Raw genomic sequence first — 15,223 nt, 5'->3', positions numbered from 1 at the left:
ACTCAAAATATCATCAAACTAGAAATAATCAATTAGAATCCAAAACTGTAATTTTGGTCGATGCATTGGCAACCGTAATGTCTGCTGTAACGTTTGCTTCATATTGGTCTAAACCTGTCTGAGCTGGAGATTGTAACAGTACATATGCAACATATATTCCTGAGCTGTTGGTAGTCGTCTCCAAAACTGTTCCTAAGGATTCAGAGTTTTCATTTATAAACTCACAACCAAAACAAGTTAGCTTTACATAAATGTTATTCCCTGGGTTCTGTTGAAGTTGACCCTGTTGCTGTTGATCACCACTTTGCTGCTGTTGATCTCCTTGACCCACATTCGCCTGCGGTAAGACCACTGAACCTGAAACCACAGCGACCTGTGTTGTCCCAACAGGTACTGTGTAACTCGCATCCTCAGAAATAGATACTGTAGACCCAAAAGGTGCGCCATAACCAACGGGTGCTTGGTTACAAGATGTTAGTAGTAAACTTATAATTGCTGCAAAAAAAATATTCATAATAAATATATTATAACACTTTTTCATAACTATTCCCTAACATTTCTTATTGCTTTACGTTCATCGCCAACAATCCTTGGCGTTACAAAAATTAAAAGCTCAGACCGTCTAACTGTCTTATTATAGTTTTTAAACAAAGCTCCAATAATAGGAATACGGTGTAACACTGGAAGTCTAGACTGGTTTCCTCCAGATGATGTAGAGTAAATCCCACCAATGACAGTAGTGTTACCGCTCTTAACAAGAACCTCTGTACTGGCTGTTCTCTGATCGATCGTGGGATTACCTTCAACTGATGCTGAAAAGTTAGGTTCATCTCGGGTTGCACTGATATTCATCAAAATAGAGCCGTCATTTGTTATGTGTGGTGTTACCGTTAAACTGGTATTGGCTGTCTGAAAGTTAACATTGGTACCCAAGTTATCACTTTGGGTTTGATAAGGAATTTGTGTTCCAGCTGAAATGGTTGCCGAACTATTATCCAACACTGTAACTTTGGGTGAAGATATCAGCTTAAAATTACCTTCTTGTTCACCCAAAGCAATGGCCAAGTCTAAATCTAATATATTATTAATACTACCCAATCTCAAATTAGCTTGTGTATTAATAGCACCTGCTTCAACTGGAAAGTTTAATGCAAAATTAGGAATTCCAATTGAGTTTGGAAAAAACAATCCTGTAGGATTTCCTGTTGCTGAAGTAAACGATGCACTCCCAGACCAATTGATACCAAATGAACGGGTAAAGGTGGTTGTTGCCTCCACAATTCTCGCTTCAATTGTAACTTGAGGTGTTTGTGTGTCTAAAATATCTATCATGCGTTTGGCTTTATCCAAGTGCTCTCTAATATCTTTTATAATTAAGGTATTGGTTCTGCTATCAATATCAACTGTACCTCTATCACTGAGGACACTTTTGACTTGTTTTTCTAGAGTCCCTGCTTGCGCAAAACTGACGGGTTTAAACAAAATATCCAATGGCTTTACCGCTTTGGCCGCTTTTTCAGCATTGGCGGCAGCTTCTTTTTCTTGCTGTAATTTAGCTGCGGGTGCAACACGGATAATGTTACCATATTTTTCAAACCAGAGGCCACGTGTTTGTAAAATAATTGCAAAAGCCTGATCCCATGGAACCTCATCTAAACGTATGGTAATCCTTCCGACCACATCATCAGAAATAATAATATTAAACTGAGAGATCTCAGCAATAAGCTTAAAAATACTCTTGACCTCAGCATCTTTAAAGTCTAGAGAAATTCTTCTACCGGTAAACTTTTTACCTTCCACGGCACCAGACAAAATTGAACCCATTTGACTCAAAGGTTCACCGTCAGCTATCGTATCGCTCATGAACTCTTCTTTAACATATGCATAGTTTTTTATTTTACTGCTATCTTGTACCTCAACTCCCAATGGATTCTTTATCACTCGTTCTTGCGGAAAAGTATTTTTAACATTATCCTCTAAGCCTTCAATTTCTACTAAATCGTTGGCCAAGGTTTCAACTTCACTTTCCGCAATATCAATAGTTTTATCTTCAAAATCCATAGGTTTACTATTGGTTGATACTTCTTGTTTTTGTGTTGCTGGCTGAGTATTGGCTATTGCCAGCGTTTTATTTTGTTTTAAAGGCGTTTGTTTCGTATTTTTTATAGCACTATTACTATCTACTATGTCACTAATGATTTGTTTTTTAGGTCGAACTCTAAGCAATAAGCCTTTATTTTCTTCTCCAACTTCAAAAATGGCTTGATCTTGTAAAGATACTTCAAGCACGGCACTTTGTTTAGAAACCTTTTTTAGATTTATCTTTTTAATTGCCGTTCCAGAATAGTTTTGTCGTTTCAATATTTTTTTTAGTTTTGATTTTTTATATACAGTGTTGTCTAGCTGTATATTTAAAACGCCTGGTTCTGGATTGAGAACGTCATAGTTAAGACTATTTTTATCAAGCATTAACTTGACCACTGTTTCTTGTTTACTTTTTTCCAGTTTAACATCATTCAACTCATTGAGTAATGTTGACTTGGGTTTAGTTTTATCAACAGGGTTAACAGAGAGAGAATTCTTAGGTGACCTTGCCGCTGAGGGTGTAGCCTTGTTTAAAGCAGCTGTATCAAGAAAACTATTTTGCTTTTGTGCTGAAGGTTGGCTTTTGTTTTGCTCCAAAGCTGTGTTTTGTTGTTCTATATTGTTAGTCTTTACATCAACAGGAGCCATCGACACTTCTGGCTCAACACTTTTTTTCTCTTCTTTGCGGGCTAAGTTAACTTTTATTCTTTCTTTTGCTGCAATATCAACAGTTTTATTCACCACAGGTACTGCATCAAGTGTATTTTTTGCTGGAATATAAATTTTAAGGCGGTTTTCTTGTTTTGAAACCTCGTATTTTGGATTGGTATCACGAGACAAGTCAATTACAGCTCTCGTTTTATTCTTGGCTTCACCCAGCCTTATTTTAGAAACTTCATCACTAAGAACAGACACTGTCTTACCTTCCGCTAAAACATTTTCAACCTGCTGAAGATCAAACACAATTCTGTTTGGCCCTTTCAATGAAAAATCCTCATACTGCTTTACGGAGCCTGAAAAAATCAACTCAATCTCGGTACCGTCTAGCTTTGGACGAGACAATATCTTTATAAGTTGGTTTTTTGTTGTATTAGATGACTGCATTGAGTCAAAATTTGAAGCTTTATCGGCCATTGATCTCGCAGCTGATGCTTGAGAATTGTTTTGTTCCTCATTTTCCATAAGCGAAAACTCAGCTATAGATAAGTTATCGTTGTCTTGTTCTATTGTTTTTTGCTGATCTGACCTTGAAATCTTTAGGGCTAAACCATTATTCAGTGCATGTGCTTCATATTCAACAGCTGCGTTCAATACAATCACTACCCGGCTTAGTATGTTATTACTGTCATTAAACTCATTGACTGTGACTTCCTGGATGACATTGTTTTTAGAGGCAATGACAATACGATCTTTTAACAAATTACGGGTATTGACTAAATCAACCACAATTCTTTGCGGATCTGATAATCTAAATATATTTGGAGACAAGGCTCTTTCTGCCTGAAACTTAATCGCCAGCTGGCCTTCATCTTCCTGCAAAGTTAAACTCTTTAAGCCGTTGCTTTGTTGTGCCCCAACATCAGAAACCCTGCTTTGTTTTAAGTTTGAAACTTTTTGCTTACTTTGACTGCAGCCGTACAAGGCAAAGAAAACAATCATCATAACGAAACTGATTGTTTTAACTGTAAATTTATTTTTAACTCTAATCATCTGCTTTCAGACCTCCAGATAAAGCATCAACACTATCTTTTTCTAATTCTATTCTTGTTTCCTTCATTGCAATATTGCCAGAAGCAGGATCACGATACTCTTCTTCTACATAAACACTATCTTTTGCAACCCTGGAAATTTTGCCTCGATTGCGACCTATTCTAGACATACGCCTTACAACATAAGTTTCTCCATCAGGAGCTTTAATCATACCTCTAGGGTCGGCAATGCCCCAAATAATCCCAACAAGAGACAGCTCCTCTAACTGATACTTTTCAAGCGGCGACTCAACGATACTTGCGACATTATCTTTATTTAGGTCATAAGGTTCAAATGGATTTCTCTTACCTTCAGGATCATAAAAGTAGATGTTTTTTTCTGTTCCAAAACGGCTTGTTGGCTCTATAACACTTTGTTTTTTTATTTTATCTAAGCGCTGCTCTTGCTTATTGTTTTTAGAATCATAATCTTCTGGCACTTTTTCACCACAAGAAACTAACAATACCAAAGCACATATTAAACTCGTGTGAAGTATGCATTTCACCCTATATTTCATGCATTACCTCCGAACATGTACGTTGTAGCTTTGGCACTGACTGTATGGCTTTTTCCACCTACCCGCTCAAAAACAATATCAGACACATTGATAATTCTTTTCAGTTTACCGACCCTATCAATAAACTTTGCAATATCATGAAAGCTGCCTTCAAATTTTATAGTCATGGTTAAGCTAGAATAAAATCCTTTATTGGCCCTGCTTTGCGGCTTAAAACTAATTAAACGAACATTAGTGATATTGGCTTCTTTTGAAACAGCCCTTAATACGCCTTGAATATCTTCTTCATTAGGCAGTAGCAGCAAAGCCCTTTTTAACTCTTCATCTAAAAAAGCAACTTGGGCAATAAAGTTCTCTAAGTTATCTGCGATTGCCTGACTTTCACTGTAATCTTTTTGCAACTTAGCAATTTCTTTTTCATTTTTATTCATAACTTCATTTCTTGAAGAGATAAAAAACTGATATTCGACAAAAGCTATCAGCAGTAGCAAAAAACACAGTATGCCAATTTTTAAGGCTTTGGGTTGCTTTTCAAATTGAGACAGAAAATCGTTCATGACTGACTTCCCTGATCATTCTCATCACTGCCAACGTTGTAATTTACATTACATACAATATTGAACCGCTTATAACTTGCTTCACTTTGTTGACCATGCTCTACTTGAACAAGCTTTATATTTTTAAAAAACTTTGATTGATTCAATTGATCAACAAATTGAGATACTGTTGGGCCATCCACTGCAACACCCGATATTTCTAAACGCTTATTGTTTTCTTTATATTCCGTTAACCAAGCTTTTTCTGGTAAAACATATGTAAACTCTTCTAAAAGCTTCACCGGGCCAGAACGACTATTATCCAAATCTTCTATTGTTTTAATTTTACTTTCCAAATCTTGTTTTTTCTTTTTAAAGTCATTCACCTGTTTTTTTATGCTGGCCAACCTACTGATTTTTGTTTTTAAATCTGCAATGGTCGCTTGCTGTTTTTTAATCTTACTGTCGTAGCTTTTATTGATAACAAAACATACGATCATAAGAAAAACACAAGCAAAAGCGCCTGCACCAAGCTGAAACAAAGCATTTTCTTTTCTAATATTGGCTTTAGTAGGTAAGAGGTTAATCCTAATCATGACTCTAACACTTCCCTCAAGGCTAAACCTACAGCCACTCCAGCAATTGGACCAACTTCTCTAATTTGTTCTTCATCAAACTTTGCACTATCAATGTAAATTGATTTAAATGGATCAATAATTTCTGTTGGTAGTTCAGTGTTTTGCTGTATGGATTCTTTCAAACCTGGAGACTTAGCACCACCTCCGGTTAAAAAAATGGCCGACACTTCTTCACCAACAGCTTGGGATGAAAAAAAGTCTATCGAACGTTGAATTTCTACCGCAATGGATTCTGATACAGCATGCAAAATACTCCCAACTTCATTGCTTTCAGACAAACCATCAATTGCATCGGGGCTTTCCACATTAATTTTACCCCCTATTTTTAAGTCTTCGGCCTCTTCAAAACTCACCTGCAACTGTTTTTGAATATCTGAAGTATAATTTATACCACCCAAAGGTACGTCACGAGTAAATTTTGACGTTCCTTGACCAACAATGTTGATATTGGTCACACTCGACCCTATATTGGCTACCAAAACTGTCTGCTCAGCATATTCAGGATAATTGACTTCAAACATGTTACCAACAGCTAAAACATCCAAGTCAACAACAACAGGCTTAAGCGATGCAGCTTCAAATACTGAAACATAATCTGCAATCACTTCTTTTTTTGCCGCAGCAAGCAAGATTTCCATTTCATCAAACCCAGCGCCTTCTCCGGCGTCTTTTAAAATTTTAACATCAAGATTCACTTCATTCACATCAAACGGTATGTATTGATCTGCATCCCAATGTATGGATTGCTCTAACTCTTCCGAACTCATTTGAGGTAAAAGTAGTTTTTTGACAATCACAGAGTTACCGCTAATGGATGTGGCTACATTTTTTTCTTTAATATTCTCTAACTCATACAGTTTGCTGATGGTATCGGTAACCATGGCGGTATCCATAATTGATCCTTCAAGAATTGTATCTTTGGGCAAGGGCAACATTCTAAAGTGTTTTAAATGATATTCGTTATCAGCAACTTTCTCCAAAGCCACTAACTTGATTGAGCTTGCACCCAAGTCAATACCCACTAATTTATTTGATCTTTTAAAAAACAACCTTCTCCTCTGTTTCTTGAAGGGAAAATCGCTTTTCCCTTGCAAACAAAAAACGTCGTTTTTGTTTGCTATCCCTTTGCGCAAAAACCAATATAAAATTGGTTTTTTAGTCTTTAGCAGGCTTACCTTACTCTTAAGACCTCGCTTCTCTTCACTATACTCAAAAGGGAAAATCGCTTTTTAGAAACTGTTGGACCTGTGGTCTTACAGTTTCTTATGCAAAGCCCCCTTGCAAACAAAAAACGTCGTTAGGTTTACTTAACTTTTTGCGCAAAAATTGATGTCGTACCAATTTTATTATTTGAGCTTAACTACTACTTTAAATGGTACTGCTCATGGTCTATGAATGTCAAGAAAATCAGTGACTTATATTAGAGTTTTTTTCTTTTATTTTTAAAAAACTGCTTTAGTAATTCTTTGTTTTCTTCCTGCAACAAGCCACAGTGAATATCCACAGAGTGATTGAGCCCCAAGCTTATTCTATGCTCTTGAGCAAAGCTTAATGCCCCACCCTTAGGATTTTCAACAGCAAAAACAACTCGTGAGATTCTCGCTTGATAAATCAGTCCACTGCACATCAAGCACGGCTCAACATTTACATAAAGCATAGCATCATTCAGACGCCAGGTATTGAACTGACGGCAAGCTTGATCAATGACATTAAACTCTGCATGATCATTAGGTCGTTGACTTGACTGCCTTTGATTAAAACTTTCAAAAACTTGATCATTAAAAAGCAAAACAGCCGCTATGGGCACTTCGTCTTTTTTAAAAGCTTTTTGTGCCAAAGCATAAACCCTTTGCATATAAAATAGATCTTGTTCTTCTGAAAAAACTGTTGGCTGATTCAAATCAACGCCTTCTTACTTTAAAGATTTAACTCCGTGCTTTCCAATAAGGTGCAAAACCAATCATCCAGGAAAAAAACTTTGCCTGATATTTGTTCATATTTTTTTCAAGCATGCCTTGATAAGCTTTTTCTTTAAATTCTTTTAAAGTCATACCCTCAGCCAAAAGCTGACCATCAATATAACAATAGCTACAATAAATATCTGAACCATTCTCTTTTAAATCTTGCTTGAGTGGCATAAAACAACAGGCACAGTTTTTTGCTTTCATAATTTTTTATTATCATTTGAAGTCAGTAAAATAAAGGTTTCTATAAAACTGCCAAAAGCGTTCTGGTCATCATTAAGTTTAGCTTTAAACCAACGACGTACCTATTTTAGTTATTTTCTTTTTTCTGAATTTTTATGAATGTTGGGAGGATTCCATGCCTACTTTAGCATGCCAAATATTAAAGTGAGCTAGCGCCTTTGGCGCGTAGTTCAAGTCCTCTGTTTCTTTAGAGGGGAAATGCTTCCCACTCAAAAACAAAAACGTGGTTTTAATTCTGGGGACAGCTAGCGTAATTACTCCATTTAAATAATTCTAATTCAGTCGACTGTCCCCGGAATTACAATTTTTTTAAATCTTAATTCTATTCAAAGACGTTAAAAATAATACTAGCTATGTAAACAATATTAAAGCTGTTCAACTTCTATCCACCAAATATTCTTCTAAACCACCTCTGAATCCAGTTCCCTGTTTCATTCGAGCTTGGTTCATCTCTTTCGTTATCATTTTTATTTTGACCGCCTGTATCTTGATTAGATCCTGAACCATCATTTTGTTGTGAATCACCAAAGTTTTCTTGATTCTCCGTAGTTTCATCACCACCTTGATCCTCTTCAACGGTTGGTTGAGGTTCAGGTTCAGGTTCAGGTTCAGGTTCAGGTTCAGGTTCAACAACTGGCTCCTGCATAGGAGTATTATCATCATTTTGAAACTCCATATCCTGATTATAATTTGTATAAATCTCCCAACGCTCTTTGTTTGAATTTGCTAAATCAAGAAACTTTTGATTTTTCTTTATTTTAGCTGGCGTGTGCCATCCTACATATTTTCCAAAGTTTCTATAGACTTCATAGTAAGTACTTTCATTTATAATAACTACTCCAGTAGCATTTACTGCCTCTTCCCAAACGTCTTCACTCGCATAGGCAGTAACGTACTGACGAAGCATACCCATTTGGCTGTATCTGTTCCAATCATCGATATCATCGCGAATTATTTCAAAGGCAAACTCTTCAGGATAGTCTGTTCTTTCTGCAGCGATTCTTTTTGAAAGAACTGTAATTTCTCTAGCATCATCAATAATAACGACTTCAGATTGAGGTTCGTCACTGTTTTGATTACTTTGCCTTAATCTTTCACTTTTTTGATTAATTCTTCGCTTAAGTCTATCAATGGTTTCTTCATCTAGAACGCTAGAAAATGCTTCTGAAATACCCACAACTTCGGGGTATAAAATTTGTAAAGGTTTGCCATTTCTAGCTCTTTTGGAATTGTAATAAACAAACTCAATAATGATTGCTATTTTATTAGGATTATCTGGATCTTTCCTAATACCTCTTCCACCTCTTTGCTCAGCCACTACTCTTGATAAAGTTGCTCTTAAATTGATGATAAGCTTTATCTTTTCTTCATCAAAACCTTCAACCAAAACATCAGGGTTGGTTAAAACTTTGATTTTACCTTCGTGAAAATCATTTAAAATTTCATCTCTTCTAGCTCTACTTAATTTGCTATGAACCGCTTGAGCCTCAATTCCCGCATCTCTAAACACCTGAGCAACATTCTCGGAATGATCAATACCGCTGCAGTATATAATTGCTCTATCGTCACCTTGTTCGATGTAATTATTGTAAGCATTAAGCGCCGCTAATGACACACCATGTCTTTGAAGTATTTTTCCTAAAGCAGCTTCTTCATAGTCTCCAGTTCCAGTGTCTGCTTCAGCTAAGTCAACGTCTGAAAAATATTGAACCACCACTTTAAAACTAGACAAAAGACCCAGTTGCTCTACAGCTTCCAATACGCTCATATGATAAATTTCATCTGGCAATACGTTTTTCACTGTTTTTTCTTTTGAAAAATGTGGTGTTGCTGTGAATCCAATTTTTATTCCTTTATAGCTATCAATAACCTTAGCTCTTTTTTTACTTGTTCCTCGATGAGCTTCATCAAGAATCATAATAGGATACTCATCAGGATTAAAAACCCCAGAATTCGTTGCAGATACAAGTGAATGATATGTTGTAATAGTAATCTGCCGTCCAAGTATCTTTTTTTGAGTATAATAAAAGCCAATTTGATCTTCAGTAAACTCAGTAAACTTAATAATTTTTTCTGCCGTTTGTTTCACCAAATTTTGATTAGGAACAACGATCATCACTTTTTCTTCAAGACCTTTAGCTAACCCTTCAACTATTTTTGAAAAAATAACGGTTTTCCCAATGCCTGTTGGCGCTTTGATATACCCAGACTTACCACCTCCATAAAGATACATCGATATAGCTCTAAAAATGGGAAGCTGCTCTTCATACAACGAAGGTTTATCTCCCTCTTTATGGCCGGTATATGAACGCAAATTATTTAATATTTGAGTAAAATCTTTAGTTAGTGCCTCTAACTCTTCAACTATTTGATCGATGATAAGGTAAATGCCATCGACTTCTGATAAAACAGGGTCTCCTTCAACAAAAGCAACCAAATCTTCTTTACCTCCACTAACCAAGTACATCAGCATCAGTAACTCTTTAATACTCTTTTTAAATTGCTTATCGGTTATTACTCTTATCTGTTCATTGATAGATTCTTCTAAATGCTTAGGTAACGGAATATCTTCATACTGCTCTGCCGAGTTAAACTTTGATACTAGTATAAGTATTGCGCACAGTTCATCACTAAAGGAACTCTCTCCTAAACGACAAAGCTCTGCTTGCTGACGAAGCCACATTGCATATGCTATGTCACCGGACAAAGCCTTACGCAGTTTTGTAAAATCATCTTCAAATGTTCCATTGAGTGGATCCATCTCATGCTCTAAGGCGCTCCATTGTGACTCAGACTGAACACCAAAAACATAGTTCATGCTTGGTATATGGTTGGTTAAAAATATTGATGGATCCCATTGGTTTTCTTCAAGCGTTACCAATGCTTGATTATAGTCTAACTCAAAAGGTATCATTTCTCTTTTTGATACCGCGGGCGAGAAATCAGCATTATTAATCGCATAATAGGTGCTTCCATCAATTCTTAAATCTTTAAACCAATTTCTTCGGACTTGCCTGCCATTTATGCGATCCATCGCCTGCACTGTTTGAATCGTCATACTCGGAATATTGTTTGAAAAAGACTCTTCAATAAAACCTACATCTTCTGGCTTACTTCCTGGCAAATGCTGAATCGCAAAAATATACGTCCTTGGAGGATCGCTATCGGTATACGGTGTATCAGGACTTGCACCAGAATATGTCTTTTGCCACAATTCTACTCGTGGAATAGCTACGCCGTTAATCCCAAGCTTACCTTGCAGCTGAAACTTTTGATACGCTGCCCACTCTTCTAAAGCTCCTCCTTTTGGAAGATGAATCACATAGTCTTCTCCATAATCCTTGGCATAGAGAAGTGTAGGATAAGTAGGTTTACTCATCATTGTTTTTTCAGAAATATTAATATTCAATGGATTAAAACTTAAATTAAAGAAGCTTTGCTGAGGTGAGTTATTTACAAAGACTGGTGCTGTTTCAATATCATTTTGATCATCATCAATTGTAGGTGGTATCCAAGGTCTCGCTGCACCAGAAAATGCTGGAGCTGTAACACTGGGTTGATTCGGGATAATAGTTACTCCCATTGCATCAGCAACTGGATTTCTTGCTGTAGGATTCGGAGCAGGTTTTGGCTGCATAACTTCAACAGCTGGTTTTTCCAAAACATTGGAATCATTTCTATACTGATTTTGAGGTGAACTGCTGTTAGTTTGCGGTCTACCTATATTACCTGGCGAAGAGCTAGAGGGTAAATTATTGGCGGTAGGTGAGTTATTACTCGGCGAAGTACCATTTCCGCCAGGACCAGAATCATTACCACCCTTATCTGAATTTCTACTAGAAGTATTATTTTCCGGTGCAGGTCGAATAATAGAAGCTGTTACTCTTTCAACGATTTCTAAAACAGCTCTTGCAACAATTGCAAACTTATCACTTTTTTCAGCAGCTTTTATCAATAGATCTTTTAGCGCCTTACCTGCTTTTCCTCCAGCAAAACCACTGGCAACAGATATAACAAGGTCTTTAAGAAGGTCACCTAATACTTCTCCGGCTTTATAATACTCACCATAATATAAATGCTCTCCCATAGTTAACATGTCAGAACCTACAGTATACAAAGCTACGGCACCTAAAGCTGCCCAACCAAGTGGACCAAGACCACCGAATAACCCAATAACAGTACCCACAGCAGCACTGATACCCGCATTTAAAGCATCATCTGCCCAATCAATAGCTAAGCCATCTAAAAAACCTTTGGTAAATGTATCTTCATCACTAGAGCTATTTTGTGCATAAGCATTTTCAATAAGTAATAAGTTAAACAACCCAAACTTTGTTCGATTAGGCTGTTGAAAAAAAATGCCGTTTTTTCCACCCAATTCAATAATACATTCATTGTTTTCTAGTTTTCCACAAAGACGTGCATCTTGTCTTACAAATCTAATTGTGACATTACTAAAATCTTCCTCTAGCTCAAACTCACTATTATCTATAGTGCTTTGTATGTTTTCACTCAGTAAAGACAGTCCATAAAAACCAACCAAAAACTGCTCAGATGAAGAAAGCTTCTTATCTATGCCGCTTGCTCGATATTCTGCAAATAACTCACCGCTTTCATTAACCTGAGATCTTACAGAAATTTTTTCTCTTGTGTACGATAGTATTTCTTGAACTTGACGCTCTGTAATTTTTTCAAAGTGATTGGTATCTCTATTTGTTTTTGCATGTACAATTGGCAAGAACTGTAGACAGTTTTGCAAGGTAAAAAAACAAACAACCAAGTAGCGCAAGCAAACGCTGTACAAATAACTCTTCATAAAAATCCCCTCTACATATGAATGCTGGCGCATCTATCAAATAATACATAGCATTTCAACCAATATTAATTAAAGCGAACCATCGCCTTTGGCGCTTAGTTCAAATCCAATATACAAAATGATCTTTTAAAAAAAGGATAAAAAACTAACACTTTACTAATAAGAAAAAAGATGGTCGGGGTGATTAGATTTGGCCAACACCTTCGGTGTTGCCATAAGTTATACTAAACTCTTCGCTGCGCCTTCGGCTTACTCATCATTAGTATAGCTTTAAACCAACGATGTACTTAGTTTTAATAACTTTATTTTTTCTGGCTTTTTATGATGGTCGGGGCGATTGGGAGCAATCTAGCGTTTCTTAAGATATTAAAATCATTGCTAAATTCAACAATAACAACAACTTAATCATACTTTGATTACATCGTACTACATCACAAATCATCTCTTGTCATGATTCTTCTTTCCCATTTCTTTCCCAAGCTTCATGTTTTTGTACAAGCTAAACCAATACCTGGTGGATTTAAGTTCACCTGTTTTATAAAGAATACCTTTTTTTATCAGATCATTTAAATCTCTATTTGCTGTTGCCGTTGACGTTAAAACCAACTGGATATAGTTTTTGACACTAATCCCCCCAACAAAATCTTTTTCTAAAGCAAATAGTTTAAGCATAAGTTTTTTTTGCCTCTCATTTAGTTCAGCATCATGTTTTGAGAAAAACTGTGACTTTTGAATCAAAAGTTCTATCGACACAATACTATTTTTTTGTGCGCCTAGAATAGTCTTACAAAAATAATCTAACCAACCGTCAATCTGATTTGATTTATTGGCCTGCTCTAAGGCAGCATAATAATCTGTTTTGTGCTTTTCAATTTCTTTTGAAATCGCAATCAAGCTCGGCTTCTTTAGTGCTATAGCCAAAGACTTTTCAATTAAAGCTCTTCCTATCCTGCCATTGCCGTCTTCAAATGGATGAATCATCTCAAAATAGAGATGCGCAATCCCAGCTTTTATCAGTGGAGTATGTTCAGCTGTATTGAACCACTTTATATAGTCATCCATTTCAGTTTTAATATGTTCTGAAGGTGGTGCTTGATAATGAACAGTGCTCAGATTATGTTTCTGAGAAACAATTTGCATAGGCTCTTCATGAAATCGATACATTCCAATGGCATCTAAATCTGTACGACCATTCATTAACATTTGATGCCAATCCCAAAGTGTTTGATGATCTAAATCAGCTCCAAAATGATGAAATAAATTCACCATCATTTTGGCAATACCGTTTTCTTTAGGATGATTCTTAGACTGTGGAGATTTGAGTTCAAAATAGCGCTTAATCGATGATTGCAAACTCTCTCTATTAAGAGTCTCGCCTTCAATAGCCGAAGTTTGATAGGCTTCTTCAACCATATGGACAACTCTAAACTGAGCAATATCATCTTCTGAAAGGCCTTTTTGTAAGCCATACGCCATACCTGCCATATGTAAAAACTCTGCTTCATATTCAGCAAATTTTTTGGGTGTATGTTTGAAAGCCTTCCAGTCTTTCAACTGCCACGCATATTGAGTACTCATACTCCAATGATATATAAAAATGCCTAGATATCAATCATTATTTATTATTTTATGATTGATAAATTTAAAACTTATCTATCAAATACTCTAAACCTATTAAGCTTAAAGTATTTTAAAACGCCAATCAATTTGAAATATAAAGCTCTAAAAAGGACATGATTTTTCTAAATCAAAAAAATCCCGATATTCTTTAGCCTGCAGTAGCATCAACTCCACTGAGGCTTGATCACGTTTTGGATCGGCTGAACATCTCATGAAATAATAATGCAGCAATATTAACCTATAACGATAGAAATCCGGTGCCTGCTTAATCCAAAATTCACTTATTGGGTTATGCTTTGAATAGCCTTCAAAGATAGAACCTTTAACAAACGTCCAATCAAGATCAAATCGTTCTAAAGCCGATAAAAAAACAACGATGTCATACATAAACCAAGAATAAATGGCGTCATCAAAATCAAAGGGAATAATTTGATGATTTTTATCAATATGAAAATTGCCTGCATGAAGATCGGCATGAATTAAACCATAACTGTCTTTATCTTTAGGTAATTGAGAAAAGTCCTGTTCAAGCCTCTTAAACTCATCATATATTTTGCCATGTTCTGGGCTTGCTAAGGTTAAGATATTCTTATGGTACTCTCCTTGATCCCACTCAGATCTTTTTTTAATACCTGACGGCATATAGTCTTTAGTGACTTTGTGCATTTTACCCAAAAGCTCACCCCAGTTTGACAAGACCATTTCTGTAAAATCTTCTTTTTCTAAGATTTTTCTCCCTCTTGCTTCTTCAAATACTGAAACAATATACGGCTCATGATTATTCTCTATAACTTCACAATATTGACCGTTTTTAGATTTGATAGGCTGAGCCAGCTCAATTCCTTTAGATTTTAAGTAAAACATCCAATCAAGCTCAGAATTAACTTGCTCTACGCTTCTATGCCAAGGCTCTGTTAACCTAAGGTAAATTTTTGAACCAGGTGCATAATAAATATAATTTGCAACTCTTCTAACAAACTGTAATTCGTCAGTTATTCCCCAACGTTTTTTAGCAAAGCCTAATGTTTTATTATCAAGAGCGCCCATTTTACTCT

The 15,223-nt window shown here is 36.1% G+C and carries 11 protein-coding genes; all 11 read right to left on the bottom strand.

Annotated features, from left to right (window positions below):
• Positions 1 to 28: 28 nt before the first annotated feature.
• Complete coding sequence (locus MRY82_07950; GenBank protein MCI5072854.1) at positions 29 to 541, bottom strand: hypothetical protein; 513 nt, start codon at positions 539 to 541, stop codon at positions 29 to 31.
• Between the two features lie 2 nt (positions 542 to 543).
• Entirely contained in the window at positions 544 to 3,795 is a 3,252-nt protein-coding gene (gene pilQ / locus MRY82_07945) for a type IV pilus secretin PilQ (GenBank protein MCI5072853.1), read from the bottom strand.
• Positions 3,788 to 4,297 carry a pilus assembly protein PilP gene (locus MRY82_07940; protein ID MCI5072852.1) on the bottom strand — a complete coding sequence of 170 codons (510 nt, stop codon included), beginning with the start codon at positions 4,295 to 4,297 and terminating at the stop codon, positions 3,788 to 3,790. The genes pilQ and MRY82_07940 overlap by 8 nt, the downstream gene beginning before the upstream one ends.
• Positions 4,298 to 4,347: 50 nt before the next feature.
• Complete coding sequence (locus tag MRY82_07935) at positions 4,348 to 4,908, bottom strand: type 4a pilus biogenesis protein PilO (protein MCI5072851.1); 561 nt, start codon at positions 4,906 to 4,908, stop codon at positions 4,348 to 4,350.
• On the bottom strand, positions 4,905 to 5,483 hold the full coding sequence (locus tag MRY82_07930; protein ID MCI5072850.1) for a PilN domain-containing protein: 579 nt from the start codon (positions 5,481 to 5,483) through the stop codon (positions 4,905 to 4,907). Before MRY82_07930 ends, MRY82_07935 begins: the two co-directional genes overlap by 4 nt.
• Positions 5,480 to 6,574, bottom strand: a complete 1,095-nt coding sequence (locus MRY82_07925; GenBank protein MCI5072849.1) for a pilus assembly protein PilM — start codon at positions 6,572 to 6,574, stop codon at positions 5,480 to 5,482. The genes MRY82_07930 and MRY82_07925 overlap by 4 nt, the downstream gene beginning before the upstream one ends.
• Before the next feature lie 371 nt (positions 6,575 to 6,945).
• Complete coding sequence (locus MRY82_07920; protein ID MCI5072848.1) at positions 6,946 to 7,425, bottom strand: nucleoside deaminase; 480 nt, start codon at positions 7,423 to 7,425, stop codon at positions 6,946 to 6,948.
• Positions 7,426 to 7,450: 25 nt separating this feature from the next.
• Positions 7,451 to 7,693: a zinc ribbon domain-containing protein gene (locus MRY82_07915; protein ID MCI5072847.1), complete on the bottom strand. Its 243-nt coding sequence runs from the start codon at positions 7,691 to 7,693 to the stop codon at positions 7,451 to 7,453.
• A gap of 421 nt (positions 7,694 to 8,114) precedes the next feature.
• Positions 8,115 to 12,548 (bottom strand): DEAD/DEAH box helicase family protein, encoded by a 4,434-nt coding sequence (locus tag MRY82_07910; protein ID MCI5072846.1) that lies wholly within the window; start codon positions 12,546 to 12,548, stop codon positions 8,115 to 8,117.
• 438 nt (positions 12,549 to 12,986) lie between these two features.
• Positions 12,987 to 14,126 carry a Fic family protein gene (locus MRY82_07905; GenBank protein MCI5072845.1) on the bottom strand — a complete coding sequence of 380 codons (1,140 nt, stop codon included), beginning with the start codon at positions 14,124 to 14,126 and terminating at the stop codon, positions 12,987 to 12,989.
• Between the two features lie 144 nt (positions 14,127 to 14,270).
• Positions 14,271 to 15,215, bottom strand: coding sequence for a phosphotransferase (locus tag MRY82_07900; GenBank protein ID MCI5072844.1), 945 nt, complete (start codon positions 15,213 to 15,215; stop codon positions 14,271 to 14,273).
• Positions 15,216 to 15,223: the final 8 nt, after the last annotated feature.

The organism is bacterium, assembly GCA_022763185.1.
In the GTDB taxonomy this organism is placed as follows: Bacteria; Bdellovibrionota_G; JALEGL01; order JALEGL01; family JALEGL01; genus JALEGL01.
This window is presented reverse-complemented; position numbering and strand designations above follow the sequence as displayed.